We start from the raw sequence: 23,268 nt of genomic DNA, 5'->3' as shown, positions 1-23,268 counted from the left end.
GGCCCGCATCGGCGGGAACCGCCCCAGCAGGCTCCGCCACCCCACCCCCCTCGCCCTCCACCGGGACAACCACCCGGGCAGACAGCGCGTCCTCCGTTTCCGGCGGTACCGGCGCCGCATCCGGATCAGAGGCATCCAGGCCCGCATCGGCGGGAACCGCCCCAGCAGGCTCCGCCACCCCACCCCCCTCGCCCTCCACCGGGACAACCACCCGGGCAGACAGCGCGTCCTCCGCTTCCGGCGGTACCGGCGCCGCATCCGGATCAGAGGCATCCAGGCCCGCATCGGCGGGAACCCGCTCTTCCGGCGTCCTTTCCTCCGGCGCCTCAACGGACACGCCCTCCGCGCCGTCGGACTCCGGCTCCGGAGGCTCGGGGGCCGATGGCTCCGGAGCCTCAGGCTCCGGGACCTCCGCGGACAACGGCTCGGGGGACCGATCCTCTCCGGGCCGGTCGCTCATGACCCCGCCCCCGGTGCGGGTCGGGTGTCCCCTCCCGGCATGGGCCGATCCGCGTGCCGGTTCCCGGATTCCAGGGCCGCCGCGTGCCCGTGGTACAGCCGCACCCACGGCAGGATCTTGCGCTGCCAGGCCGCGCGTGCCAGATGGACGAAGACACACGCCCGGTAGTCCGCCATGGCTTCCGGAGCGGCCGAGGCACCCGGCAGAGGGACGGCGTCCGCGATCCCCGACACCCATTCGGCCGTGGACTTCCACCAGTCGGTCTGGCCGGCCTTCGTCCTCGGGTACTCCGCCACCCGTTCCTTCAGCCGCGCACCGTGCTCCGGCCGGACCGCCGTGGCCGCACGGGAGCGGAAGTGGCAGCGGTGGCGGCAGCCCCCGCAGTCGGGGAACGGGGCGAGCGCTTCCCCGACCGCGGGAACCGATGAAGCGAAGTCCCGGAAATGAACGGCCGGTTCATGGTCGCTGGCCAACGGGGCGAATACCTGCGCCGCCCGAGCCTGCGCGTTGCCCTCCCGGCTCTCGCCGCCCTGCGCCATCGGCCGGCCCAGCAGGCGGTGTGCCTCCTCGATGGCCGTGACGTGGGCCAGCGAGCCGCCGGCGCGGTTGGCCTTGTAGTGCTCGGTCATCATCTGCAGGATCAGCGCGGTGACCAGAGACTGCTCTTTCTCGTTGTCGCCGACTCCGGCGAGCTCCACCACCACGGGGCGGCGCAGCAGTTCCTCCACCAGGAAGGAGTGCGCCACGTCCAGGGTGGAGCCGCAAGCGCCTTCCACCAGGGACTCGGCGCGCAGCCGCGAGGCGGCGACGATGTTGTCCCGTACCTCGCCGGAGTAGTCGAGCTGTTCACACTGTTTGCGCATTTCGGCGAAATCACCCAAGGTGGGCCAGTCGCCGTCGTGCTGGGGGCCGGCGAGATCGGCCGGAACCATGTGCCGTCCCGCAGGCCCCGCCACCCCCGACGCGGCCCAGCCGCCTGCTCCGCTGCCCTGTTCCCCGCACACGATCCCCCGCTATGCGAACACTCACGCGATCACCGAGGAGCCTAGCGTGGGGAATTGATCACTGCGACTACTGTCGCCGGGCAGGCGGACCAGCCGCCAGGGCGCCGTCAACTCGACTGTCCGGTTCCGCCGTTGCTCTCCACCTACCTCTCCCAGGCGTCATGAATCACCGGCCCCCGGTGGCCCCTCGACACTGTTCAGTCCGTGAAGGGTCGAGGAGTGCCGAGCAGTACGACTCCTGGAGCGAGGAGCAGTGCGCGGGCATCGAGATCGTGGACGGGATGATCGTCATGAGCCCGAGCGCGTCCAAGCGCCGCAACCGGCTGGCGAGGATCCTCGCGAACGCCCTGGACCAAGCCGGCGGAGACGACTGGAACGCCGACACGGACTTCGACGTGCGGCCCCACGACGTGCCGCTGACCAACCGCCGGCCGGACGTCGCCGTCTACCGGGCCGACACCATCGACGTCACGCCCCCCGAGCACGTCCTGCTGGTCGTCGAGGTCGTCTCCCCCGGTTCGGAGACCACGGACCGCGTCGTCAGGGTGGACCAGTACGCGAAGGCGGGCATCCCGTTCTACTGGCGCGTCGAGCAGGCCGCGACCGGCGTGCCGCTCGTCCACACCTACGTCCTCGACCCGGCCGCACGCGTCTACCGTGACGGGGACGTGCACGCCGGGGTCGTGAAGGCGGTGGCGCCGTTCGCCGTGGAGATCGACCTCGGGGTCGTCTGACCCCTGGTCCGGGCCGAGAAGCCCCCGTGATGGCCGGCCACGCCCGGTGGAAGGTCGCCCGGGACCGCAAGGTCCCCCAGGGCCCGGCGGAGAGCGACGGGACCGCCGAGCGCAGAGAGGACATCCGGCTCGCCCGGGACCTCGGCCGGGCCGTGCACGACCGGCGGACCGTGCTCGGCATGTCGCAGACCAGGCCGGCCCGGCGCGTGGGGATGACGCAGCCGCAGATCTCCGGACCGGAGCTCGGCGGGACGATGCCCGCGCTGCCGCTGCTCGCCCGGCCGGCGCAGACGTTGGAGGCGACGCTGAGCCTGGAGCTCGACGGCGGGACAACGCACGCGACGTTCACGTCCCGTACAGCGGCGTGAGCTCTCCGGAAAACGGAACCACTCTCGCGTACCGGCGCGTCAGACATCACACTGATCCCGTCAACCAGCGCCGGGCGAAGGGGAATCGACATGCGGGAGAGCCACCGGGCCGATGTCGAACGGCTGTTGGCGCGTGCCGTCGAGGACGAGGTGCGGCGCTCCGGCGGACGCGCCGAGCAGTCGGTGCTGCTGGCACGGGCGCAGGCAGCACTGGATCCACTCCTGGCGACGGCAGCCGAGGAGTACGCCGCCTACACGCGGGCGCTCGACACCGCCGAGGCCGGCCGCCTGTCGTTCGGGCGGCGCTTCGAACGGGAACGCGGCGGCACGGCCGCACTGGTCACGGCCGTGGCCGCGGCCTCCGCCATCGGCGCGGACCTGGCACTGGGCACCGCCGCGGGAACCGCGCTCACCGCCGGCGCCGTCGTCGCGCTGGCCGGCGCGACCGCCACCGTGGCCAAGGTCACCGCGGCGCACTGGCCCGCCGCTCACCGCAGGGCCGGCGAACTGGGCCGTCCCGGCGGACCGGAGCAGCTCAGGCTCCAGTGGCTGACCGCGCTGGAGAAGCGCGGCATCGGACCGTTCCTCGAACAGCAACGCGTCCTGCTGTCGGCCCGGACCACCGGTCCCCGCACCACCCCCCAACTGCGCGGCACCGACCGCAGCGCCGCCGCCCGCAGGCGCAGCGTGCTCGACCAGTCCTTCGGCCATCTGCCCGAGACGGAGGGGCCGTTCGCGGGCCGCCGCGCCGAACTGACCCGGATCGCCCAGTGGGTGCACGCCGCCCGCGCCTCCACCGAGACCCGGCCGACGGTCGTCGTCCTGCACGGCCCGCCCGGCTCCGGCCGCACCACCCTCGCGGTGCGCGCGGCGCACCACCTCAAGGACCAGTTCCGCGGGGCCTGTGTGGTGGACCTGCGCGGCGGCAGCCGCCAGGAGAAACCGCTGAGCACCCGGGACGCGCTGCTGCACCTGCTGAACCGGCTCGGCGCGCCCCGCGAACAGCTGCTGTTCCGGGAACGGTCCTCGCAGGAACAGCAGGTCCGGCGGCTCGGCGAGCTCTACCACCAGCATCTGACCGGGCTTCCCGTGACCGTCGTCCTCGACGACGCCCACGACGCCGAACAGGTCCGCGCACTCCTCCCGGAGCGTTCCGACAGCCTCGTCCTGGTCACCGCGGCCGAACCGCTCGACCTGCCGGACGGACTCCCGGCCTGGGTGCACCACCTGGCCGTCGAACCGCTGGACGCCGCGGGCGCGGACGAACTGCTGCGGCCCCGGGGCGGTGCGGATGCGCCCTACGACGCCGAGTCCACGGACCGGATACGGGAGTCCTGCGAAGGACTGCCGCTCCCGCTGCGCATGGCCGGCTCCGCGCTCCGCGCCTTCACCGCCGAGGAACTGGCCGCCCGGCTCGCCGCGTACGACACGGCGGGCGGCCCCGTCGAACGGGCCCTGTGGGCCGGCTACACCGTCCTGGGCGACCAGGCGCGCCGGCTGCTGCGCCGGCTCGCCCTGGCCGGGCGGGCCTCCCTCGGCCCGTCGGCCGCCGCGGCCCTGCTGGCCACCGGCGAGCAGGAGGCCCAGCGGACACTGGAGGAACTCGCCGCGGCCGGCCTCATCGACCACGTCCGCGGCAGCCGCTACCGGCTCCACGAGTCCGTGCGGGCGTTCCTCGCCGTCCGGCTGCCGGACGAGGAGGAACCCGCGGAGATCGCCGCCGCCCAGGAGCGGCTCATCCAGAACTACGCCGAACTGGCCGACGCCGTGATCCGCATGGTCGACGGGAAGATGTCCACCCGCGCCGACCGCTTCGGCGCGCACGGCTTCCCCTCGCTCGACGCGGCGCTGCGCTGGCTCGACGACGAGTCGAGCTTCATCACCGCGACCCTGCGGCACGCGGACGGCGTCGACCGGCAGACCGTGCAGAACCTGCTGGGCGCCCTCTGCGACTACTGCCTGCTGACCGGCGACCTGTACCGGCTGGGCGAGATCAACGAGCTGACCCGCGGTTCCGGCCAGGGGCTGCTCGCCCGCTCGGTCCAGTGGCGCACCGGCATCGCCGCCCGCCAGCTCGGCGAACTGGACCAGGCGCGGACCACCCTGACGTCCGTGGTCTCCCTCTACCAGGAGGCCCACCAGGACGCGGGCGCCGCACTCGCCCTCTGCTCGCTGGGCATCACCCTGCATCACCAGGGCAATCTGCCGGAGGCGTCGGCGAAACTCCGCGAGGCGATCGGCCTGCAGACCCCGGACGAGCTGGCCGGCGACCGCGCCTGGTCGCTGCACGCCCTCGCCGCCGTCGAACGCGACCGGGCCAATCTGTCCGAGGCCCTGGCCCTGCTGGACACGGCGCTGGAGCTGCACCGGGACAACGAGTCGGCGCACGGGCAGGCCTGGGCGCACTTCCAGCTCGGCCAGTGCTTCCTGCGCACGGGCGACGTCACCCGCGCCGAGCGGGAGCTGAACACCGCGACCGAGCTCTACGGACGCACCCACGACGCGCGGGGGAAGGCCTGGGCACTGACCCAGCTCGCCCGCGCCCGCCTGGTGGAGGGCGACCCGCAGCAGGCCGTGGAACAACTGGACCAGGCGCTGGCCCGGCACCGCGAGAACGAGGACGCGCGCGGCGAGGCCTGGACCCTGTACTACCTGGGCCAGGCCCTGGAGGAACGCGGCGAGCTCGGCCGGGCGGTGCGGGAGCTCGAACGCAGCCGCACGATGTTCTCCCGGATGCGGGACGTCTACGGGCTGGCGTGCGCGCGGCACCACTCGGGCCGGGTCACCCGCGACGACCGCGCCCGGCAGACCGGCAGTCTCCGCAACAGCGGCTTCGCCCGGCAGCTGCTGGCAGACGCCCGGGCCGACTTCCGCCGGATCGGCGTGGTGCACGGCGAAGCGTGGACCTGTCTGGAACTGGCGGTGATCGACGCCGGGAACGGCAGGGTCGGCCAGGCCCTGGAGCTGTGCGACGAGGCCGTCCGGCTGTTCGCGTCGTACGGGGACCGGCGCGGCGGCGACTGGGCGGGCTTCCTGCGCTGCACGCTGCTGCCGTTCGTATCGGCGGGCGGCACCGAGGCAGGCACGGCGCTCGCACGGGAGGAGCTGTCCCGGCTGCGAGCCGAGGACCATCCCGCGCGCGACGGCGGGCTGGAGGACTGCGCGGAGGCGTTCGCGCTGGTCCTGGAGCGGGGGGTGGATCCGGACGACGGCTGGCGGGCGTGGCAGCTGGGGATGATCCCCTCGCGCCACGCCCGCGAGGTCATGGGCGTACCCCTGGGCCTCCCCCCGGAGTGATCCGGGGCCGGCCGGGGGCCGGAAAGCAGGACCTCGGGGCCAGGGCCGGCCGCCCCGCGACCAGGACCGCGGGACCCGGGGCCGGTCAGGACCCGGCATCGGGACGTCGGAATCCGGGCCGGGACCTCGGGACCCGGGCCGGCCGCCCCGCGACCAGGACCGCGGGACCCGGGGCCGGTCAGGACCCGGCATCGGGACGTCGGAATCCGGGCCGGGGCCTCGGGACCCGGGCCGGCCGCCCCGCGACCAGGACCGCGGCATCCGGGCCGGCCGCGCTGCGACCAGGACCAAGATCCGGGCGCCGGTCCGGGGACCGGGAGAGCGGGTGGGCGGGTGGGCGCCCGCTACTTCCGGGAGCCGCCGGCCGTACCGTCCGCCGGGGCGGGCGCCGAGGCGTCGGGCGCCTCCTCGAAGTTCACCTTCCCCATGTGCCGGTTCATCGACTTCATCAGGAACCACACGGCGACGGCCAGCGCGGCGAAGACGATGAACCCGAGGACGCCGGGGGTGACCTTGTCCTTGTCCAGCTCGGCGGCGAGGGGGACGAGGTGCGTCATAGCCAGGGAAGCACTCATGTCAGGCATTGTCGCGGATGCCCTCGAAGAGGTCGCCCTCGGGGAGGGACGTGTCCACGAGGGACTTGGCCAGCTCGTACTCCTCGGTCGGCCAGACCTCCTTCTGGATCTCCATGGGCACCCGGAACCATCCGCCGTCGGGGTCGATCTGCGTGGCGTGTGCGATCAGCGCCTTGTCGCGGATCTCGAAGAAGTCGGCGCACGGCACGAACGTGGTCAGGGTACGCTCGGCCCGCTGGAACTCCTTCCAGCGCTCCAGCCACTCCCCGTAGGGGGACTCCATGCCGCGATCCAGCAGCGCCTCGTGCAGGGCGACCGTGCGGGGCCGGTTGAACCCCTGGTTGTAGTAGAGCTTCTGCGGCTGCCAGGCCGGCCCGGCCTCGGGGTACTTCTCGGGGTCGCCCGCGGCGTCGAACGCCACCATCGTGATCTTGTGGGTCATGATGTGGTCGGGGTGCGGGTACCCGCCGTTCTCGTCGTACGTCGTGATGACCTGCGGCCGGAACTCGCGGATCAGCCTGACCAGCCGGCCCGCCGCCTCGTCGACGTCCTCCAGCGCGAAGCAGCCATCGGGCAGGGGCGGCAGCGGGTCGCCCTCGGGGAGACCGGAGTCGACGAACCCGAGCCATTCCTGGTTCACACCGAGGATCTGGCGGGCCTCTTCCATCTCCTTGGCACGGACCTCGTGGATGTTGGCCTCGATATAGGGGTCGCCCTGGAGCTTCGGGTTGAGGATGGAGCCGCGCTCCCCGCCCGTGCAGGTCACGACCAGCACGTCCACCCCCTCGGACACGTACTTCGCCATCGTGGCCGCGCCCTTGCTCGACTCGTCGTCGGGGTGGGCGTGGACGGCCATCAGTCGCAGCTGCTCAGTCAAGACTCGATCCTCAGTGATTCGTCGCGATGGGCGGCTTCTATAGTGACCGAATCGGGGGACGGAAAATTCCGGTGAGCCCCATGAAGGGATCGATCATGACAGCGGTGTCCGAGCAGCGTCCGGCGGGCCGTTACGGCCGTGCCGCGGACGATCGGACGGACCGTCGGCTGAAGATCCTCGGTGCGGTGCTGGGCGCCGGACTGCTCGGCCTGGTCGGCTGGATCGGCTGGGACTACGTGACGGGCCAGGGCGTCAGCGGCGAGATCATCAAATTCAAGGTCGTCTCGGACTCCGCCGTGGAAGTGCACCTGGAAGTGCGCAAGAACCCCGACGCGAAGGGTTTCTGCACCCTTCGTTCCCGCTCCGAGGACGGAGCGACCGTGGGGATCAAGGAAGTGCGCTTCGACCAGCGGGTCGGCCGGCTGGACGAGATCATCACGGTCCGTACCAAGGCCCGCGCGACCAGCGCGGAGCTCACCGGCTGCACGACCGACCGGGCGTCCGGGCACTGACCTGCATTGACGCGTTACTGATGGCTTTTGTCCTCCCCTTTTCCGCCCTGAATTGTTAGGCTCGTGGTTTCGCCCGCCCATGGAGGCACCATCTTCTGGGTAGGGCGATGTGCTTTGTATTTCCCAGTACCGACGAGGAGCACCTGTGACGCAGACCAGCGACACCGTCACCTGGCTGACCCAGGAGGCGTACAACCAGCTCAAGGCCGAGCTGGAGTACCTGTCTGGTCCCGCGCGCGTCGAGATCGCGAAGAAGATCGAGGCGGCCCGCGAAGAGGGCGACCTGCGCGAGAACGGCGGGTATCACGCGGCCAAGGAGGAGCAGGGCAAGCAGGAGCTCCGTGTGCGCCAGCTGACCCAGCTCCTCGACAACGCGAAGGTGGGCGAGGCCCCGGCGGACACCGGTGTGGTCGCGCCCGGCATGGTCGTGACGATCGCCTTCGACGGCGACGAGGACGACACGCTGACCTTCCTGCTGGCCTCGCGTGAGTACGCGAGCAGCAGCATCGAGACCTACTCGCCGCAGTCCCCGCTCGGCTCGGGCGTGAGCGGCAAGAAGGTGGGCCAGGACGCCGAGTACGAGCTGCCGAACGGCAAGACGGCCTCGGTGCGGATCCTGGAGGCCAAGCCCTACCAGGCCTGAGAACCGCCGCCCGCCCGCACAGGCATCGCGAGGCCCCCGGCCCGGAGGATCCGGACCGGGGGTTTCGCTTGTCCGGGTACCTCGCGGCGGATCAGGCGCCCGCGGGACGGCGCAGCCGGCCCGGTGTGGTGCCGAAGCGTTCCTTCAGGAGCGTGGCCAGCGTGGTGGCGTTCTCGTAGCCCACCCGCCGGGCGACGGCATCGATCGGCAGGTCCGTGGTGCGCAGCAGGTGCGCCGCCTGTTCGAGCCGGATGTTCTGCGCGAACCGCAGGGGCGATATCCCCAGCACCCGGTCCAGTGACCGCTGGAGGGTGCGTTCGCTCGTGCCGAGCTCCCGGGCGGCCTCCGCGATGCGCAGGGGCCGGTCGAGGAGTTCCCGGACCCAGCGTTCGAAGGCCGCGACCTTGGGGTCGGTCCGGGCGAGATGGCCGGGGATGGCGTAGCAGGCCTGGCTGGGGCGGTGGTCGACGACCAGGTAGCGGGCGGCCAGGTCGGCTAGGGCGGGACTGCTCTGCCGGACCAGGGCCAGTGCGAGATCCAGGTGGGCCATGGCGGCTCCGGCCGTGGTGACGCCGGGAGCGTGCGTGAGCATGTGAGTCTCGTCCAGCAGTACCTCGGGGTAGCGCTGCCGGAAGCCGGGCGCCAGCCACCAACTGGTGGTGGCGGGGAGTCCGTTCAGGACGCCGCTCTCGGCGAGGAGGAAGGTTCCGGTGCAGGCGGCGGCGAGCGCCGCGCCGTCGGCCCGGGCCCGGAGCACCGTCTCACGGGCCGGGCGCCGGCCGGCGTCGGCCGCCCACTGTGCCAGGGGCCCGGCCTGTTTGGGTCCCGCTCCGGGTACCACCAGGACGTCGGGGGTGCCGGCCGTCTCGGGCGGGACGGTCTCGACCGTGTGCCCGGCGGCCGTGCGTACCGGCCCCCGAGCGCCGACGCAGGACACGCGCCAGGGCGGCGGGGGCTTCGGCAGCTCTCCGCGCAGCTCGTTGGCCATCTGCAGGACGTCGAGCACCGAGGCGAGACCGGAGTCGAACGCCCCTTCGTTGACCAGTACCGAGATCCTCATGTCGGAAACGGTAAGGGACCTGTCGGATCCGCCTCTGGGGAGGGCGGCGCGGCCGGCCGTACGGTGATCGAACCCGACGGCACGAAGGAGATCACCGCCATGACCAGCACGGACAACGAGACCGCCCGCGTCGGCCTGCTCGCCCGGCTCGAGGCGAAGCCCGAGCACGCGGACGAGGTCGAGGCCCTGCTCGCCGGTGCCCTCGCACTGGCCCGGGAGGAGACCGGCACCACGGTGTGGTTCGCGCTGCGCCTCGGCCCCACGACGTTCGGCATCTTCGATGCCTTCGGCGACGACGCGGCCCGCAAGGCCCATCTCGAAGGGAAGATCGCGGCGGCGCTCATGGCCGAGGCCCCCCGGCTGCTGGCCGAGGCACCGGACATCCGCCCGGTGGACGTACTGGCCGCCAAGCTGCCCACGGCGTGACGGCCACGTGCCGTGGGGTATGGCGGGCGGGTGCCCGTAGGGCATGTATAAGGGACGGGCCCCGTAGGGCGTGACGGGTCTCCGTAAGGGCCTGAGGAGCAGGTCCCGTAGGGCATGACGGACGGGTCCCGCCGCCCACCCGGGGGCTGCGGGACCCGTCATCGGTACCACCGGGCCGTCACCGGTACCACCGGGCCGTCACCGGTGGTACCGACTGTCACCGGCGGTGCCGGCCGTCGCCGGTGACGGCCGGCACCCGTCGCGGCTGTCATCGGCCGAGCGTCCCCGGTCGAAGTCCTCGGCCGGCGCCCGCGCCGTCCCCGGGGCCGGGGGCAGCAGCCGACCCGTGCGGCAGCTCCGGTCAGGCCGTCGCGGACCGGAACTTCCGTACCGCGAGGGTCCGGAAGACCACCAGGATCAGCAGCGACCAGAGGACCGACGCAAGCACCGGATGCTGCATGGGCCAGGCGTCCGACGTGGACAGGCCGGGGTTGCCGAACAGCTCGCGGCATGCCTGCACGGTCGCGCTGAAGGGGTTCCACTCGGCGATGGGCTGCAGCCAGGACGTCATCTGGCTGGAGTCCACGAACGCGATCGAGATGAACGTGACCGGGAACAGCCAGATGAGCCCGCCGGAGGTGGCCGCCTCGGGCGTACGGACGGACAGGCCGATCAGCGCACCGATCCACGAGAACGCGTATCCGAGCAGGAGGAGCAGACCGAAGGCCGCGAGCGCCTTGGGTATGCCCTCGTGGACCCGCCATCCGACGAGCAGCGCCACGATCGCGAGGACGACGACGGTGAGCGCGGTCTGCACCAGGTCGGCGAGGGTGCGTCCGGTGAGGACGGCGCCCCGGGCCATGGGCAGCGACCGGAACCGGTCGATGAGCCCCTTGTGCATGTCGTCCGCGATGCCGGCGCCGGCGCCCGCGGTGGCGAAGGTCACCGTCTGCGCGAAGATGCCCGCCATCAGGAACTCGCGGTATATCCCGGGATCCGTGGAGCCGCCGATGCTCATGGAGCCGCCGAAGACATAGCTGAACAGCACCACGAACATCACCGGCTGGATCATTCCGAAGATGATCATCTCGGGGATGCGGGTCATCCGGATCAGATTGCGCTTGGCGACGACGAGCGAGTCGCCTATCGACTGGGCGATGCCGCCGCGCGGGCGCGGGGCCGCGGTTCCCGGCGTGACGGTGTCGGTCACGGCACTCACTTCACTGCCTCCCACTTCCGGTCCTGTTCGTCCTCCTCGGACACGGCCGCGGCGTGGTGGCCGGTCAGCGAGAGGAACACGTCGTCGAGCGTCGGGCGGCGCAGTCCGATGTCGTCGATCTCCACGCCCTTGACGTCGAGTTCGCGGATCACCTCGGCGAGCAGCTTGGCGCCGCCGGAGACCGGGACGGTGAGCCGGCGGGTGTGTTCGTCGACGGCGACGGCGACGTCGCCCTTTCCGAAGCCGCGCAGCACCTCCTGCGCGGGGACGATCTCCTCCCGCCGGTGCACCACCACCTCGACGCGCTCCCCGCCGGTCCTGGACTTGAGCTGGTCGGACGTTCCGCGGGCGATGACCTTGCCGTGGTCGACGACACATATGTCGTCGGCGAGATGGTCCGCCTCCTCCAGGTACTGCGTGGTGAGCAGCAGGGTCGTGCCGCCGGCGACGAGCTCCTGGATGACGTCCCACAGGGCCTGGCGGTTGCGGGGGTCGAGGCCGGTGGTGGGCTCGTCCATGAACATCACGGGCGGGGACACCACCAGGGCGGCCGCCAGGTCGAGACGTCGGCGCATGCCTCCGGAGTAGGTCTTCGCCGGACGGTCACCGGCCTCGGCGAGGTTGAAGCGCTCCAGCAGCTCGCCCGCCCGGCGCTTCGCGTCCCGCGCGGACATCTGGTAGAGCCGGGCGACCATCTGGAGGTTCTCGCGTCCGGTGAGGTACTCGTCGACCGCGGCGAACTGGCCTGAGAGGCCGATGGAGCGGCGCACCTCGTCGGGATGCTTGAGCACGTCGATCCCGGCGACCACCGCCCGGCCGCTGTCGGGCCGGAGCAGCGTGGTCAGCACGCGTACCGCCGTGGTCTTGCCTGCGCCGTTCGGGCCGAGCAGACCGAGAACCGTGCCTTCCGGCACATCGAGATCGACACCGTCCAGTGCCCTGACGTCGCCGAATGTCTTCACCAGGCCTTCGGCGTAGATCGCGCCTGGCATATGGCCACCCCCAAATATCCGGGTCGGGTCTCCGCGCATCGTGGTGGATACGCCGGGCCGGCACCGCCCGAGCGGCGGTGCCGTGCAGCAGCACGGAGACTAACGCGATACATCGCGTCGGTCCAGGGATTTGGACAAAGCGGTTCCGGGCCCTCTCGGGACCGCCCCGCCCGCGCGCGACTGCCCCTGCCGGCCCCGGCGGTCCGGCGACCACCCGGGCGGCCCGGCGTTCATCCGATGATCGCGTAGCCCGCGTCCCGCAGCGCCGCACTCACCTCACGGCAGTGCTCCGGCCCCTTCGTCTCGAGGTGCAGCTCCACCTCGACCTCCGAGAGCCCGAGCCGCGGATCGGTCCGCACATGGCCCACGTCCAGCACATTGGCATCCACCACTGACAACACGCCGAGAAGCGTGGCCAGAGCACCCGGACTGTCCGCCAGCCGCAGCCGCAGCGACAGATAGCGGCCCGCGGCGGCCATGCCGTGGCGCAGGATCCGCTGCAGCAGCAGAGGATCGACGTTGCCGCCGGAGAGCACCGCCACCACCGGCCCGCCGCCGAACGCCGCCGGGTCGCTGAGCAGCGCCGCGACGGGACTCGCCCCGGCCGGCTCGACCACCAGCTTGGCCCGTTCCAGACACAGCAGCAGCGCGCTCGACAACGCGTCCTCGGAGACCGTACGGACCTCCTCGACGAGTTCGCCGACGATTTTGAACGGCACGTCCCCTGGCCTGCCCACCTTGATGCCGTCCGCCATCGTCGGCTCCGTCTCCACCGACACCGGCCGCCCCGCCGCCAGCGAAGGCGGATACGCCGCGGCGGCCGCCGCCTGCACCCCCACGATCCGGACATCGGGCCGCACCGACTTCACCGCCAGCGCGATCCCGGCGGCCAGACCGCCCCCGCCGATCCCGACGACGATCGTCCGGACCTCCGGGCACTGCTCCAGGATCTCCAGACCGACCGTCCCCTGGCCCGCGATGATGTCCGGGTGGTCGAAGGGGTGGATGAACACCGCCCCCGTATTCCGCGCGTACTCCTGCGCCGCGGCCAGCGTCTCGTCCACCACATGTCCGTGCAGCCGTACGTCCGCGCCGTACTCGCGGGTCGCGGCCACCTTCGGCAGCGGCGCGCCCACCGGCATGAACACCGTCGACCGCACCCCGAGCAGCGCCGACGCCAGGGCGACGCCCTGCGCATGGTTGCCCGCGCTCGCCGCCACGACCCCGGCCGCCCGCTGCTCCGGGGACAGCCCGGCGATCCGCACGTACGCACCGCGCAGCTTGAACGAGCCGGTCCGCTGGAGGTTCTCGCACTTGAGGTGGACGGGGGCTCCCACCAGCTGCGACAGATGCCGGCTGCCCTCCATGGCGGTGGTCCTCGCCACCCCCGACAGCATCTTCTGCGCCCCCCGGACGTCGTCGAGAACGAGTGAGTGCGCAGGGCGGGACGTACGGAAGTTCATGCACGAAAGTCTCGCAGCTCACCCCCGTCCCGGCCGCTCCGGAAAAACCGTTCTCCACAGGTTTGCGCACGGCTGGTACGCGTCAGGTTCCGGCCGCGTACTCTGTCCCCCACCAACCGACCGCCGCACAAGAGAGCCACCAGCCATGCCCCCGACTCAGGACATGACTTCGGACGTCGCATCCGAGCTGAACGCCGGCCTCCTCGATGCCCTTCAGCACCAGGTGGCCGTCTTCGCCCGCCGCGCCGAGCAGACCCGGCTCGGCGGCGTCGGCCAGGTCCGCAACTCCATGGACCGGGCCGCCTACCTGCTGCTCAACCGGCTCGACCAGGAAGGCCCCATGGGCGTCAAGGCGCTCGCCGCGGGCATGGGCATCGACTCGTCGACGGTGACCCGGCAGGTCGCACCGCTCGTCGACACCGGCCTGGTCAAGCGCACCTCGCACCCGGAGGACGGCCGCGCGGTCGTGCTCCAGCTGTCGCCGCGCGGGCAGGCCCGGCTGGAAGAGGTCCGCTCGTCCCGACGGGAACTGATGCGCCAGGTCACCGACGGCTGGACCGAGGACGAGCGGGACTCCTTCTGCACCCTGCTCACCCGGTTCAACTCCGCGCTGTCGGCCCGGCAGACCGCCGCTCAGGAGACCTCCTCGTCCTGACTCTTGACCCCGGCCGCCCAGTGGCTTGATATGAGGGGCGGACGGGGGACGGGCGACAGGAGGACCTGTGGCAGAGCGGCAGGCGGACCGTGACCGTCGCCGCGCCCGGGAGTTCGAGGCATTCGTCGCGGGCGCGGCCGGCAGACTGCTGGGATCGGCGTGCCTGCTCAGCGCCGAAGCGCACGGGGACTGCCCCCGTGGCCGGCGGCTGCTCACCGCGGCCCTGGCCCGCACCTACGCGGACTGGGACCGGCTGCACGGGGAGGACCCGTACAACAGGGCCCGTGAGGAACTCGCCGCGCGCTTCGCCCGGGAGGCCTGGCGCCACCACCGGGGCCGCGGCGGACTGCTGTCCCGGCTCACCCCGCAGGAACGGCTGATCCTCGTCCTGCGCCTCTACGAGGGCCTCGCCGAGGAACCGGCCGCGGCACTCGTCGGCCTGCCCGTGGAACGTGTCCGGGCCATCTGCACCCGGGCCGTCAGCCGCCTCTGCGAGGGCCCGCCGGAACCTGCGCCGGCCCCGGCCGGGGAGGCCGCGTCATGAGCCCGGCACCGCGCGGTGGCGGCCCGCGCCCGGAGCCGGCGGGCGGCCGCACGCCCTACGACCGCACTCCCGAGGAGCGGGACGCATGAGCCGTGGCGAACGCAAGGAGGACCGGGCCAGGCGGCTGCTCGACGGGCCCCAACCGCCCGTCCCCGCCGATCTCGCGCAACAGTCCGCGGAGCGCGGCCGGCGGATACTGCGCCGCCGCCGCGCCCTGCGCAGCGTGCTCTGGCTGCTCCTCGCCGTACTGGCCGTGACCTTCGCGGTGTGGGCCGCGCTCGAACAGCCCTGGCAACCGGCGGAGGTGACCCCGCCGGTGGAGGGTTTCTGACCGTTCCCGTTACTCCCCGAGGGCCTGGCGGAGGTCCTCCAGCAGATCGTCGGCCGACTCGATGCCGACCGAGAGGCGCACCAGGTCACCGGGGACCTCCAGCGCCGAACCGGCCACCGACGCGTGCGTCATCCGGCCCGGGTGCTCGATCAGCGACTCGACACCGCCGAGCGACTCTCCCAGCGTGAACAGCCGGGCCCGGTTGCAGACCTCGACCGCCGCCTCCTCGCCGCCCTCGACCTGGAACGACACCATGCCGCCGAAGTTCTTCATCTGCTTCGCGGCGATGTCGTGCCCCGGGTGCTCGGCGAGCCCCGGGTACATCACGCGCGTCACCTTCGGGTGCCGGGTGAGCATCTCCGCGACCCGGGCCGCGTTCTCGCTGTGCCGGTCCATCCGCACGGCGAGCGTCTTGATGCCGCGCAGCACGATCCAGGAGTCGAACGGACCGGCCACCGCGCCCATCGCGTTCTGGTGGTAGGCCAGCTCCTCGCCGAGGCCCGCGTCCGCCGTGACGAGGGCGCCGCCGACCACGTCCGAGTGGCCGCCCATGTACTTGGTCAGCGAGTGCACCACGACGTCCGCACCCAGGGACAGCGGCTGCTGGAGGTACGGGCTGGCGAAGGTGTTGTCGACGACGAGCTTCGCGCCCGCCGAGTGGGCGATCTCGGCGACGGCCGCGATGTCGGTGATCCCGAGCAGCGGGTTCGAGGGGGTCTCGACCCAGACGATCCTGGTCTTCGGGGTCATTGCGGCGCGCACCGAGGCCGGGTCGGAGGTGTCGGCGACGGACCACTCGACGCCCCAGCGGGCCACGACCTTGGCGAACAGCCGGAAGGTGCCGCCGTACGCGTCGTTCGGGATGACCACGTGGTCGCCGGGCACGAGGAGAGTGCGCAGCAGGCAGTCCTCGGCGGCGAGGCCGGAAGCGAAGGCCAGGCCGCGCAGGCCGCCCTCCAGCGCCGCCAGGTTCTCCTCCAGTGCGGTGCGCGTGGGGTTGGCGCTGCGGCTGTACTCGTAGCCGCCGCGGAGCCCACCGACGCCGTCCTGCTTGTAGGTGGATACCTGGTAGATCGGCGGGACCACCGCACCGGTGAGGGGGTCCGCCGTGTTCCCCGCGTGGATCGCGAGGGTCTCGAAGCTGTGCCTGTCGCTCATATCGCTCATGGACCTGAGGGTAGTTCGTCGGACGGGCGGAAGGTCTGGTTCGCTGGGGGCATGGAAATTATCTGGCTCCTGATCGCCGCGGGCATACTGGCCGCGATCATCGGCCCCTGGATGATGCGCAGGCGGGGCGGAATCCGGCTGGCCGCACCCGGTGCGCCCGACGCCGCGGACCCTGCCGCCTACGGATTCGTACGCCAGGAGCTGCTGGACGTCCGGTTGCCGGGCCCCGACCAGGACCTGATGGACGTCCTGGAGGTGGTGCAGCGCACCCAGGACTGGCGGGCCGCGTCCCAGCTGCTGGCCGGCACCGACAAGGAGGGCGAGATCCGCTGGCAGCGGGTCCAGGCCTTCGCGGGTGCCGCCTCGCTCGAACTCCAGCAGCGGCCCGGCGTGGGCGGCGCCTGGCTGCGCGCCTGGCGCGCCGAGTCACCCAAGGACGCGGGCGGCGCGCAGGTGCACGCCGAGTTCCTGGTCCAGCAGGCCTGGCGGGCCTCGGGCGGCGTCGGCTCGGACGACCACCGGATCATCCTCGAAGAGGCCCGGTCGCTGTGCGGCGAGGCCGCACTGCTCGCGCCCGGCGACCCGGTCCCGTACATCACGGAACTGGCCGTAGCCCGCGGGCTCGGCTACTCCCGCGAGGAGTTCGAGGCGCTGTGGGCGAAGGTCGTCGAACGCGCCCCCGCGCACATGGGGGCCCACCTGGCCGCCCTGCACCACTGGTGCGAGAAGTGGCACGGCTCGCGCGAGCAGGCCGACGCCTTCGCGACCGCGGCGGCGGCCCGTGCGCCGGAGGGCAGCCTGCTCGCCGCGCTGCCCCTGTTCTCGGTCTACGAGCACCTGCCCGAAGTCGCCATGGTCCGCAACTTCTACGAGAGCGCGGTGGTCCGCACGGCCATCGAGGGCGCCCTGCACGCCGCGCACCAGGCCCGCCACGACGACCCGGTCCTCCCCCACGTCCGCCACCTGCTGGTCTTCTTCCTCGTCCGCGCCGAACGCTGGAGCGAGGCCATGGCCCAGCTCCGCGCGGTCGACGGCCACGTCGGCGCCCTGCCCTGGACGATGAACCCCGACCCCGCCGCCGAGTACACGGTCTACCGCGCGCTCGCGGTCGCGGGCTACGAGGCGAACGGCGGCAGCCCGGCGACGCTGCTCCGCTAGCCGCTCCTCCGACGACGCGACGGCACGGGGCGGCCGGTCGGAGTGAGCACTCCGGCCGGCCCGTGCCGTCCCCGTACGGAATGCGCGGCGGCACCAGGGCGTTGTCACGGGTGGCGTCACGCGTGGTGCCGCCAGCGAAGGAGGAGAACACCCCATGCTCTTCGGCCGTACGCCCGTCATGCCCACCCCCGAGCAGGCGCTCCGCGGCCGGACCGCGCCGGAATTCCCTGTCCCGGACCGCCACACCGTCCTCGGCAACCCCCTCCTCGGCCCCTACCCGGACGGTCTGGAGACCGCGGACTTCGCCCTCGGCTGCTTCTGGGGCGCCGAGCGCAAGTTCTGGCAGACGCCCGGCGTCTGGACCACCCTCGTCGGCTACCAGGGCGGCTACACCGAGAACCCCACCTACGAGGAGGTCTGCTCGGGCCTCACCGGCCACACCGAGGTCGTCCGCGTCGTCTTCGACCCCTCGGCGGTCTCCTACGAGCAGCTCCTCAAGGTCTTCTGGGAAGCGCACAACCCCACCCAGGGCTACCGCCAGGGCAACGACGTCGGCACCCAGTACCGCTCGGCGATCTACACCCACTCCCCCGCCCAGGCCGCCGCCGCCCAGGCCTCCCGCACCGCCTACCAGCAGGTCCTCACGTCCTCCGGCCACGGCGAGATCACCACGGAGATCCTCCCGGCCGACACCCGCCGCTTCTATGCGGCCGAGCCGTACCACCAGCAGTACCTCGACAAGAACCCCGGAGGCTACTGCGGCATCGGAGGGACCGGCGTAGCCTGCCCGATCGGCATCGCCGAGGCGCCCGGCGAGTGAGCGCCCCGCTCGCCGACCCCGCACATGAGCGGCTGACCCGGCTCTGGCAGGGCCCACGGGCCTGCGGGGCCGGTGCTGCGAGCTCGACGCCGCGGCGGTCGGCCGGCGGCTGAGCCCGTGCCGCCCCCGCACGGCCCGGGGTGCGCCCGCGCAAATCGTTGGCGCGGGGCGCCGTCCGTGACGCAGGCTGGCGTCCATGGACGTACCACGACATCAGATCCGCGCGCAGCAGACCGGCACGACGGTCACCGTGTATCAGGCCTACGCGCCCGAGCTGGGGGTTCCGGCCGCGCGGGACGGGCGGTTCCCCTCGGCGTGGAAGCGGGACCGGATGACGTGGATCAAGCCGTCGTTCCTGTGGATGATGTACCGCTGCGGGTGGGGCACCAAGGAAGGGCAGCAGACGGTCCTCGCCGTGGAGATCAGCCGGGACGGGTTCGAGTGGGCGCTGCGGAACTCCGTGCTCTCGCACCACGTTCCGGAGCTGCACGGTGACCGGGGCGCGTGGCAGCGGGAGTTGCGGCGGGCGCCGGCTCGGGTGCAGTGGGATCCCGAGCGGGATCTGCATCTGCGGGCGCTGCCGCACCGGTCGTTGCAGCTCGGGCTGGCCGGGGAGGCTGCACGCCGGTACGCCGACGAGTGGACGGTCGGGATCACCGATGTGACGGGGACCGCGCGGGAGATCCACGCGCTGGTGCGGGCCGGTGAACCGGAGGCCGCTCGGGCGCTGCTGCCGGTGGAGACGCCGTACGCGGTGGGGGCCGACCTGCCGGCACACGTGCGCTGAGCCGGGGCCCGGGTCGTCGCCCCCGTCCCGCGGGTGCGGCAGCGGGGTGCGCCCGGGGGCTCACTGCACCGGGTTACGCCCGTCCGGGGATCGCGGCACGGTGGGTGCGCCGAAGGCGGCGCACCCCGCAGGTGTGCGCCGCCTTCGGCGGGAGTGGGGGCGTCGCCGGGACGTCAGGAGCCGGCGCCGGCCGTCCACTCCGCCCAGGACATGTTCCATCCGTTGAGACCGTTGTCCGGCGTGATGGTCCTGTCCGGGGAGTTCCTGACCTCGACGACGTCGCCGACGAGGGAGTTGTCGAAGAACCAGGCGGCCGGCTGCTTGGGGTCGCCGGCGCCCTTGACGTCGTTGAGGCCGATGCAGCCGTGGCTGGTGTTGACGCTGCCGAAGATGCTGTCGGAGCCCCAGTAGTTGCCGTGGATGAAGGTGCCCGAGGTGGACAGCCGCATCGCGTGGGGCACGTCCTTGATGTCGTACTCGCCCTTGCCGTCGTCGTCGGTGAAGCCGACCGTTGCGCCGTTCATCCGGGTCTCCTTGAACTTCTCGGAGATCACCATGGTGCCGTTGTAGGTCGGGTTCTCCGGCGAGCCCGCGGAGATCGGGATGGTCTTGACGGTCTTCCCGTCGCGGGTGACGGTCATCGTCTTGGCCTTGGCGTCGACGACGCTGACCTGGTTGCGGCCGATCCGGAACGTGACGGTCTTGTCCTGGACGCCGCTGACGCCGGGGGCGCCCTCGACGCCGTCCAGGGCGAGCTTCATGGTGACGGTCGAGCCGGGCTGCCAGTACTGCTGGGGACGGAAGTCCAGGCGGGTGTTGCCGAACCAGTGGCCGGCGACCTGCTGGCCGCTGCTCGACGTCACGGTGATCGCGGACCGGACGGCGTTCTTGTCGACGATCGCCTTGTCGAAGTTGATGGACACGGGCATGCCGACGCCGACCGTGCTGCCGTCCTCGGGCGTGAAGTTGCCTATGAAGCTGTTCGTGGGCGAGACGGTGCTGAACGTGGCGTTCTCGTGCGCCTCGCGGCCCTGGGCGTCCGTGGCCGCCACCGCGATCTTGTACGTGGTGGACCGCTTGAGCGGGGCGTTCGGCTTCCAGCTCAGCCCGTCGGCTGCGAGGGTGCCGGGGACCGGCGCGCCGGCCTCGGTGGTCATGGCAACCCGGGTGAGCTTTCCGCCACTGACGGTGACCTTGGTGTCGTTGATGCCGGCGTTGGTGGCGCCGTTCTTCGGCTTGATGGCTATTCGGGCGTCCGAGGTGTCCCTTGCGGCCGCCTCGTCGATCTGTGCCTGTGACGTGGGGGTGCTTGCGGCAGCGCCGTCGTCCGTGCCCGTGGCTTCACTGTCGGTGCAGGCCGACATCACCAGAACACCGCCGAACACGGCGGACGCGACCACGAGGGCCCTGCGCCGCTTGCTGTCCGTCATCACTCGTTTCTCCATCGTCGCCGAATCCCCGGAAGCACCGGGCGGAAACCGTCCGTCGCCGTCGTCTTGCCGACGTACTCACAACACCAGCATCCGCTTGCGGAGTTCCGATTCGGGGCGTATGTGGGCAACGCCACTTCGGCAGCGGTTCCGGACGGCGGTTTCGGACGGTGGCTTCGGACGAGGGTTCCCGGATGGTTGCCGGACGGCTTCCGGGGGACTTCCGTGGGACTTCCGGACGACGGTTTCCGTACGTGCGCTAGTCCCTTCCGCCCAGGTCCTCATCGTCTTCTTCGTCCTCGTCGAGGTCCCATTCGTCCGCTTCGGCGTCGTACTCGACCGGCTCGCTACTCCAGGACGCCTGGGCCAGTTCCACCCCGGGGACGTCATTCACCAGGGCGAAGGGGTCGACGAGGTACGCAAGGGCCTCGGCCTCGTCCTCGCGCACCGCCGACGAGGCGTGGGCGCGCTCCTCGTCGGGCATGAACTCGTCCTCGGCGATCCGGCCCAGGGCCGCGCCGGTCAGGGCCTCCGTATCGGCGATCTCCAAGACGAGATCGACACGGAGCCGGACGTAGTGTGACGGCGCGTTCACTGAGGACGAGGTGTCTGAAGTGGTCATGCGTGGGAGCGTAGAGCCCACTGCGCCCTCGACTTTTCTGCGACCCGCACCTTTCACTAGCATCGGCAACACAGCCAATTCGGTGCTTCCCAAGGGGGATTCGATTCCGTGTCCGCTGCCCGCCGACCGCTGCTGACCGCGACCGCCGCGGGAACGCTGCTGTGCGCTCTGTGGTTCGTCCCCTCGGCGAACGCCACGGCTGAGCCGGAGGGTTCCGTCGCCGCGACCACGGCCGGACAGGGGCCCGTGGGCTCCCAGGGCCGGCAGTCGGCCGGGCAGGGGCAGCAGTCGGCCGCCTCCACGGGCGGGCAGGGCGCCGAGGGCGGCGGGCGGGACCTCCAGCTCGCCGACACCGGCAGCTTCGACACCACGCCGTACCTGATAGGCGGCACGGCGTTCCTCGGCATCGGTGCCGGTTTCGTGGCGTACTCGCTGCGGCACCGCAGCGCGTACTGATCCGCCGGGCACCGCGGGTTCGGGAAGGCAACGGGAAGGGGCTGCCCCGAGGGGCAGCCCCTTCCCGCCGTTCAGGACCCCTCCGATGCTCAGGCGAGCGGGCCGGTGAGCGGCTCCACCACGTGGACGAGCGAGCCGTCCCGGACGAACGCCTCCGCGGCGGCCAGGTCCGGTGCCAGGAAGCGGTCCTCGCCAGGGCCCTCGACGCCCGCCGCGCGCACGGCTTCGATGACCTTCTGCGTGGCCGGGGCCGGTGTCAGGTGCTTGCGCAGCTCGATCGCGCGGGTCGCCGCGTACAGCTCCACGGCGATGATCCGGGTGAGGTTGTCGACGACGGTCCGCAGCTTGCGGGCGGCCGACCAGCCCATGGAAACGTGGTCCTCCTGCATGGCGGAGGACGGGATGGAGTCCGCGGAGGCCGGGACCGCGAGCCGCTTCAGCTCGCCGACCAGGGCGGCCTGGGTGTACTGGGCGATCATCAGCCCGGAGTCGACGCCCGCGTCGTCGGCGAGGAACGGCGGCAGGCCGTGGGACCGGTTCTTGTCCAGCAGACGGTCCGTGCGCCGCTCGGCGATCGAGCCGAGGTCCGCCGCGGCGATCGCGAGGAAGTCGAGGACGTAGGCGACCGGGGCGCCGTGGAAGTTGCCGTTCGACTCCACGCGCCCGTCGGGCAGCACGACCGGGTTGTCGACGGCCGCGGCGAGCTCGCGCTCGGCGACCAGCCGGGCGTGCGCGATGGTGTCCCGGCCGGCCCCGGCGACCTGCGGGGCGCAGCGCACCGAGTACGCGTCCTGCACGCGCGGCGCGTCGTCCTGGTGGTGTCCGGTGAGCCCGGACCCGGCGAGCACCCGCAGCATGTTGTCCGCGGAGGCGGCCTGGCCGGGATGCGGGCGGATGGCGTGCAGCTCGGGCGCCAGCACCTTGTCGGTGCCGAGCAGGGCCTCCAGGCTCAGGGCCGCGGTGATGTCGGCGGAGGTGTAGAGCCGCTGGAGGTCCGCGAGGGCCATGATCAGCATGCCGAGCATGCCGTCGGTGCCGTTGAGGAGGGCCAGGCCCTCCTTCTCGCGGAGCTCGACGGGCTTGATGCCGTGCGCGGCGAGCAGCTCGCCGGCGGGCATGACGGTCCCGTCGGGGCCCTCGGCATTCCCCTCGCCCATCAGCGTCAGCGCGCAGTGGCTGAGCGGCGCGAGGTCGCCGGAGCAGCCGAGCGAGCCGTACTCGTGGACGACCGGGGTGATGCCGGCGTTCAGGACGTCCGCCATCGTCTGGGCGACGTGCGGGCGTACGCCGGTGTGTCCGGAGGCCACGGTCTTCAGCCGCAGGAACATGAGGGCGCGCACGACCTCGCGCTCGACGCGCGGGCCCATGCCCGCGGCGTGCGACCGCACGATGTTGCGCTGCAACTGTGCGCGCAGGTCTTGGTTGATGTGCCGGGTGGCCAGCGCGCCGAACCCGGTCGACACCCCGTAGACCGGCTCCGGCCTGGCGGCGAGGGCGTCGACGATCTCTCGGGCGGAGGCCAGCGCGCGCAGCGCCTCCTCGGTGAGCTCGACCTTCGCATTGCCCCGCGCCACGGCGATGACGTCCTCGAAGGTGGTCCCGGACGTGCCCAGCGCGACAGTGTGCATATTCATATTCAGCAGCGTACGGACTGAATCGTGAGCTGTC

Annotated in this window: 24 protein-coding genes and 1 pseudogene; 13 read left to right on the top strand and 12 right to left on the bottom strand. The window is 72.1% G+C overall.

Annotation, left to right across the window (positions count from 1 at the left end):
• Window positions 1–337, bottom strand: a pseudogene (locus tag ACZ4Z5_RS22320) (hypothetical protein); the annotation flags it as partial.
• 119 nt (window positions 338–456) lie between these two features.
• Window positions 457–1,392: a hypothetical protein gene (locus ACZ4Z5_RS22315; protein ID WP_468265354.1), complete on the bottom strand. Its 936-nt coding sequence runs from the start codon at window positions 1,390–1,392 to the stop codon at window positions 457–459.
• A gap of 251 nt (window positions 1,393–1,643) precedes the next feature.
• Between ACZ4Z5_RS22315 and ACZ4Z5_RS22310 the strand changes: the two genes are divergently transcribed.
• From ACZ4Z5_RS22310 to ACZ4Z5_RS22300, 3 genes are all read left to right on the top strand, one after another.
• Window positions 1,644–2,198 carry a Uma2 family endonuclease gene (locus ACZ4Z5_RS22310; RefSeq protein WP_468265352.1) on the top strand — a complete coding sequence of 185 codons (555 nt, stop codon included), beginning with the start codon at window positions 1,644–1,646 and terminating at the stop codon, window positions 2,196–2,198.
• 29 nt (window positions 2,199–2,227) lie between these two features.
• Window positions 2,228–2,566, top strand: coding sequence for a helix-turn-helix domain-containing protein (locus ACZ4Z5_RS22305; protein ID WP_468265350.1), 339 nt, complete (start codon window positions 2,228–2,230; stop codon window positions 2,564–2,566).
• A gap of 90 nt (window positions 2,567–2,656) precedes the next feature.
• Window positions 2,657–5,863 (top strand): tetratricopeptide repeat protein, encoded by a 3,207-nt coding sequence (locus tag ACZ4Z5_RS22300; RefSeq protein ID WP_468265348.1) that lies wholly within the window; start codon window positions 2,657–2,659, stop codon window positions 5,861–5,863.
• A gap of 344 nt (window positions 5,864–6,207) precedes the next feature.
• Here the strand turns inward: ACZ4Z5_RS22300 and ACZ4Z5_RS22295 are convergent, their stop codons facing one another.
• Entirely contained in the window at window positions 6,208–6,447 is a 240-nt protein-coding gene (locus tag ACZ4Z5_RS22295) for a hypothetical protein (RefSeq protein WP_468265346.1), read from the bottom strand.
• A complete protein-coding gene (gene mca / locus ACZ4Z5_RS22290; RefSeq protein WP_468265344.1) occupies window positions 6,440–7,315 on the bottom strand; it encodes a mycothiol conjugate amidase Mca in 876 nt (291 codons plus the stop codon). The genes ACZ4Z5_RS22295 and mca overlap by 8 nt, the downstream gene beginning before the upstream one ends.
• Window positions 7,316–7,410: 95 nt before the next feature.
• Here mca and ACZ4Z5_RS22285 point away from each other — a divergent pair, with 95 nt between their 5' ends.
• A complete protein-coding gene (locus tag ACZ4Z5_RS22285; protein WP_468265342.1) occupies window positions 7,411–7,827 on the top strand; it encodes a DUF4307 domain-containing protein in 417 nt (138 codons plus the stop codon).
• A gap of 145 nt (window positions 7,828–7,972) precedes the next feature.
• Window positions 7,973–8,470: a transcription elongation factor GreA gene (gene greA, locus ACZ4Z5_RS22280; protein WP_468265340.1), complete on the top strand. Its 498-nt coding sequence runs from the start codon at window positions 7,973–7,975 to the stop codon at window positions 8,468–8,470.
• Between the two features lie 91 nt (window positions 8,471–8,561).
• Here the strand turns inward: greA and ACZ4Z5_RS22275 are convergent, their stop codons facing one another.
• Window positions 8,562–9,530 (bottom strand): GlxA family transcriptional regulator, encoded by a 969-nt coding sequence (locus tag ACZ4Z5_RS22275; RefSeq protein WP_468265338.1) that lies wholly within the window; start codon window positions 9,528–9,530, stop codon window positions 8,562–8,564.
• Window positions 9,531–9,629: 99 nt separating this feature from the next.
• Here ACZ4Z5_RS22275 and ACZ4Z5_RS22270 point away from each other — a divergent pair, with 99 nt between their 5' ends.
• Window positions 9,630–9,956 carry a putative quinol monooxygenase gene (locus tag ACZ4Z5_RS22270; protein ID WP_468265336.1) on the top strand — a complete coding sequence of 109 codons (327 nt, stop codon included), beginning with the start codon at window positions 9,630–9,632 and terminating at the stop codon, window positions 9,954–9,956.
• Between the two features lie 361 nt (window positions 9,957–10,317).
• On the opposite strand, the gene ACZ4Z5_RS22265 is transcribed toward ACZ4Z5_RS22270, so the two are convergent.
• The 3 genes from ACZ4Z5_RS22265 to ilvA form a co-directional block, all read right to left on the bottom strand.
• On the bottom strand, window positions 10,318–11,175 hold the full coding sequence (locus ACZ4Z5_RS22265) for an ABC transporter permease (protein WP_468265334.1): 858 nt from the start codon (window positions 11,173–11,175) through the stop codon (window positions 10,318–10,320).
• Window positions 11,172–12,167 carry an ATP-binding cassette domain-containing protein gene (locus ACZ4Z5_RS22260; RefSeq protein WP_468265332.1) on the bottom strand — a complete coding sequence of 332 codons (996 nt, stop codon included), beginning with the start codon at window positions 12,165–12,167 and terminating at the stop codon, window positions 11,172–11,174. The genes ACZ4Z5_RS22265 and ACZ4Z5_RS22260 overlap by 4 nt, the downstream gene beginning before the upstream one ends.
• 230 nt (window positions 12,168–12,397) lie before the next feature.
• Window positions 12,398–13,630 carry a threonine ammonia-lyase gene (ilvA, locus tag ACZ4Z5_RS22255; protein WP_468265330.1) on the bottom strand — a complete coding sequence of 411 codons (1,233 nt, stop codon included), beginning with the start codon at window positions 13,628–13,630 and terminating at the stop codon, window positions 12,398–12,400.
• Window positions 13,631–13,775: 145 nt separating this feature from the next.
• On the opposite strand from ilvA, the gene ACZ4Z5_RS22250 reads away from it, so the two are divergent.
• The 3 genes from ACZ4Z5_RS22250 to ACZ4Z5_RS22240 all read left to right on the top strand — a co-directional run bounded on the left by ACZ4Z5_RS22250 (window position 13,776) and on the right by ACZ4Z5_RS22240 (window position 15,160).
• Entirely contained in the window at window positions 13,776–14,285 is a 510-nt protein-coding gene (locus ACZ4Z5_RS22250; RefSeq protein WP_468265328.1) for a MarR family winged helix-turn-helix transcriptional regulator, read from the top strand.
• A 67-nt stretch (window positions 14,286–14,352) separates the two neighbouring features.
• Entirely contained in the window at window positions 14,353–14,829 is a 477-nt protein-coding gene (locus ACZ4Z5_RS22245; RefSeq protein ID WP_468265326.1) for a sigma factor-like helix-turn-helix DNA-binding protein, read from the top strand.
• 85 nt (window positions 14,830–14,914) lie between these two features.
• Window positions 14,915–15,160 carry a hypothetical protein gene (locus tag ACZ4Z5_RS22240; protein WP_468265324.1) on the top strand — a complete coding sequence of 82 codons (246 nt, stop codon included), beginning with the start codon at window positions 14,915–14,917 and terminating at the stop codon, window positions 15,158–15,160.
• A gap of 9 nt (window positions 15,161–15,169) precedes the next feature.
• On the opposite strand, the gene ACZ4Z5_RS22235 is transcribed toward ACZ4Z5_RS22240, so the two are convergent.
• On the bottom strand, window positions 15,170–16,318 hold the full coding sequence (locus tag ACZ4Z5_RS22235; RefSeq protein ID WP_468265401.1) for a cystathionine gamma-synthase: 1,149 nt from the start codon (window positions 16,316–16,318) through the stop codon (window positions 15,170–15,172).
• A 60-nt stretch (window positions 16,319–16,378) separates the two neighbouring features.
• Between ACZ4Z5_RS22235 and ACZ4Z5_RS22230 the strand changes: the two genes are divergently transcribed.
• The 3 genes from ACZ4Z5_RS22230 (at window position 16,379) to ACZ4Z5_RS22220 (ending at window position 19,092) form a co-directional block, all read left to right on the top strand.
• Window positions 16,379–17,485: a hypothetical protein gene (locus tag ACZ4Z5_RS22230; RefSeq protein WP_468265322.1), complete on the top strand. Its 1,107-nt coding sequence runs from the start codon at window positions 16,379–16,381 to the stop codon at window positions 17,483–17,485.
• A 154-nt stretch (window positions 17,486–17,639) separates the two neighbouring features.
• Window positions 17,640–18,305 carry a peptide-methionine (S)-S-oxide reductase MsrA gene (msrA, locus tag ACZ4Z5_RS22225; RefSeq protein WP_468265320.1) on the top strand — a complete coding sequence of 222 codons (666 nt, stop codon included), beginning with the start codon at window positions 17,640–17,642 and terminating at the stop codon, window positions 18,303–18,305.
• 196 nt (window positions 18,306–18,501) lie between these two features.
• Window positions 18,502–19,092 carry a DUF4291 domain-containing protein gene (locus ACZ4Z5_RS22220; protein WP_468265318.1) on the top strand — a complete coding sequence of 197 codons (591 nt, stop codon included), beginning with the start codon at window positions 18,502–18,504 and terminating at the stop codon, window positions 19,090–19,092.
• Between the two features lie 173 nt (window positions 19,093–19,265).
• On the opposite strand, the gene ACZ4Z5_RS22215 is transcribed toward ACZ4Z5_RS22220, so the two are convergent.
• Together ACZ4Z5_RS22215 and ACZ4Z5_RS22210 are read right to left on the bottom strand one after the other, a co-directional pair.
• Window positions 19,266–20,537, bottom strand: coding sequence for a L,D-transpeptidase (locus ACZ4Z5_RS22215; protein WP_468265316.1), 1,272 nt, complete (start codon window positions 20,535–20,537; stop codon window positions 19,266–19,268).
• A 244-nt stretch (window positions 20,538–20,781) separates the two neighbouring features.
• On the bottom strand, window positions 20,782–21,144 hold the full coding sequence (locus ACZ4Z5_RS22210; protein WP_468265314.1) for a hypothetical protein: 363 nt from the start codon (window positions 21,142–21,144) through the stop codon (window positions 20,782–20,784).
• Window positions 21,145–21,252: 108 nt separating this feature from the next.
• Here ACZ4Z5_RS22210 and ACZ4Z5_RS22205 point away from each other — a divergent pair, with 108 nt between their 5' ends.
• A complete protein-coding gene (locus ACZ4Z5_RS22205) occupies window positions 21,253–21,600 on the top strand; it encodes a hypothetical protein (RefSeq protein WP_468265312.1) in 348 nt (115 codons plus the stop codon).
• Window positions 21,601–21,689: 89 nt separating this feature from the next.
• Here the strand turns inward: ACZ4Z5_RS22205 and hutH are convergent, their stop codons facing one another.
• Window positions 21,690–23,228, bottom strand: a complete 1,539-nt coding sequence (gene hutH / locus ACZ4Z5_RS22200; RefSeq protein WP_468265399.1) for a histidine ammonia-lyase — start codon at window positions 23,226–23,228, stop codon at window positions 21,690–21,692.
• Between the last annotated feature and the right edge of the window lie 40 nt (window positions 23,229–23,268).

Source organism: Streptomyces sp. NPDC030222, from assembly GCF_055573115.1.
Note: the sequence above shows the minus strand (reverse complement) of the source record. Positions and strands in the feature narration are given on the sequence as shown.

What these genes read in the sequence shown, in the direction of transcription:
- ACZ4Z5_RS22215 (WP_468265316.1), bottom strand. Translation starts at nt 20,537, where the DNA reads ATGGAGAAACGAGTGATGACGGACAGCAAGCGGCGCAGGGCCCTCGTG.
- ACZ4Z5_RS22315 (WP_468265354.1), bottom strand. Translation starts at nt 1,392, where the DNA reads ATGGTTCCGGCCGATCTCGCCGGCCCCCAGCACGACGGCGACTGGCCC.
- ACZ4Z5_RS22240 (WP_468265324.1), top strand. Translation starts at nt 14,915, where the DNA reads ATGAGCCGTGGCGAACGCAAGGAGGACCGGGCCAGGCGGCTGCTCGAC.
- ACZ4Z5_RS22300 (WP_468265348.1), top strand. Translation starts at nt 2,657, where the DNA reads ATGCGGGAGAGCCACCGGGCCGATGTCGAACGGCTGTTGGCGCGTGCC.
- ACZ4Z5_RS22210 (WP_468265314.1), bottom strand. Translation starts at nt 21,144, where the DNA reads ATGACCACTTCAGACACCTCGTCCTCAGTGAACGCGCCGTCACACTAC.
- ilvA (WP_468265330.1), bottom strand. Translation starts at nt 13,630, where the DNA reads ATGAACTTCCGTACGTCCCGCCCTGCGCACTCACTCGTTCTCGACGAC.
- ACZ4Z5_RS22260 (WP_468265332.1), bottom strand. Translation starts at nt 12,167, where the DNA reads ATGCCAGGCGCGATCTACGCCGAAGGCCTGGTGAAGACATTCGGCGAC.
- ACZ4Z5_RS22220 (WP_468265318.1), top strand. Translation starts at nt 18,502, where the DNA reads ATGGACGTACCACGACATCAGATCCGCGCGCAGCAGACCGGCACGACG.
- hutH (WP_468265399.1), bottom strand. Translation starts at nt 23,228, where the DNA reads ATGCACACTGTCGCGCTGGGCACGTCCGGGACCACCTTCGAGGACGTC.
- ACZ4Z5_RS22235 (WP_468265401.1), bottom strand. Translation starts at nt 16,318, where the DNA reads ATGAGCGACAGGCACAGCTTCGAGACCCTCGCGATCCACGCGGGGAAC.
- ACZ4Z5_RS22250 (WP_468265328.1), top strand. Translation starts at nt 13,776, where the DNA reads ATGCCCCCGACTCAGGACATGACTTCGGACGTCGCATCCGAGCTGAAC.
- ACZ4Z5_RS22270 (WP_468265336.1), top strand. Translation starts at nt 9,630, where the DNA reads ATGACCAGCACGGACAACGAGACCGCCCGCGTCGGCCTGCTCGCCCGG.
- ACZ4Z5_RS22305 (WP_468265350.1), top strand. Translation starts at nt 2,228, where the DNA reads ATGGCCGGCCACGCCCGGTGGAAGGTCGCCCGGGACCGCAAGGTCCCC.
- ACZ4Z5_RS22285 (WP_468265342.1), top strand. Translation starts at nt 7,411, where the DNA reads ATGACAGCGGTGTCCGAGCAGCGTCCGGCGGGCCGTTACGGCCGTGCC.
- ACZ4Z5_RS22230 (WP_468265322.1), top strand. Translation starts at nt 16,379, where the DNA reads ATGGAAATTATCTGGCTCCTGATCGCCGCGGGCATACTGGCCGCGATC.
- msrA (WP_468265320.1), top strand. Translation starts at nt 17,640, where the DNA reads ATGCTCTTCGGCCGTACGCCCGTCATGCCCACCCCCGAGCAGGCGCTC.
- ACZ4Z5_RS22295 (WP_468265346.1), bottom strand. Translation starts at nt 6,447, where the DNA reads ATGCCTGACATGAGTGCTTCCCTGGCTATGACGCACCTCGTCCCCCTC.
- ACZ4Z5_RS22275 (WP_468265338.1), bottom strand. Translation starts at nt 9,530, where the DNA reads ATGAGGATCTCGGTACTGGTCAACGAAGGGGCGTTCGACTCCGGTCTC.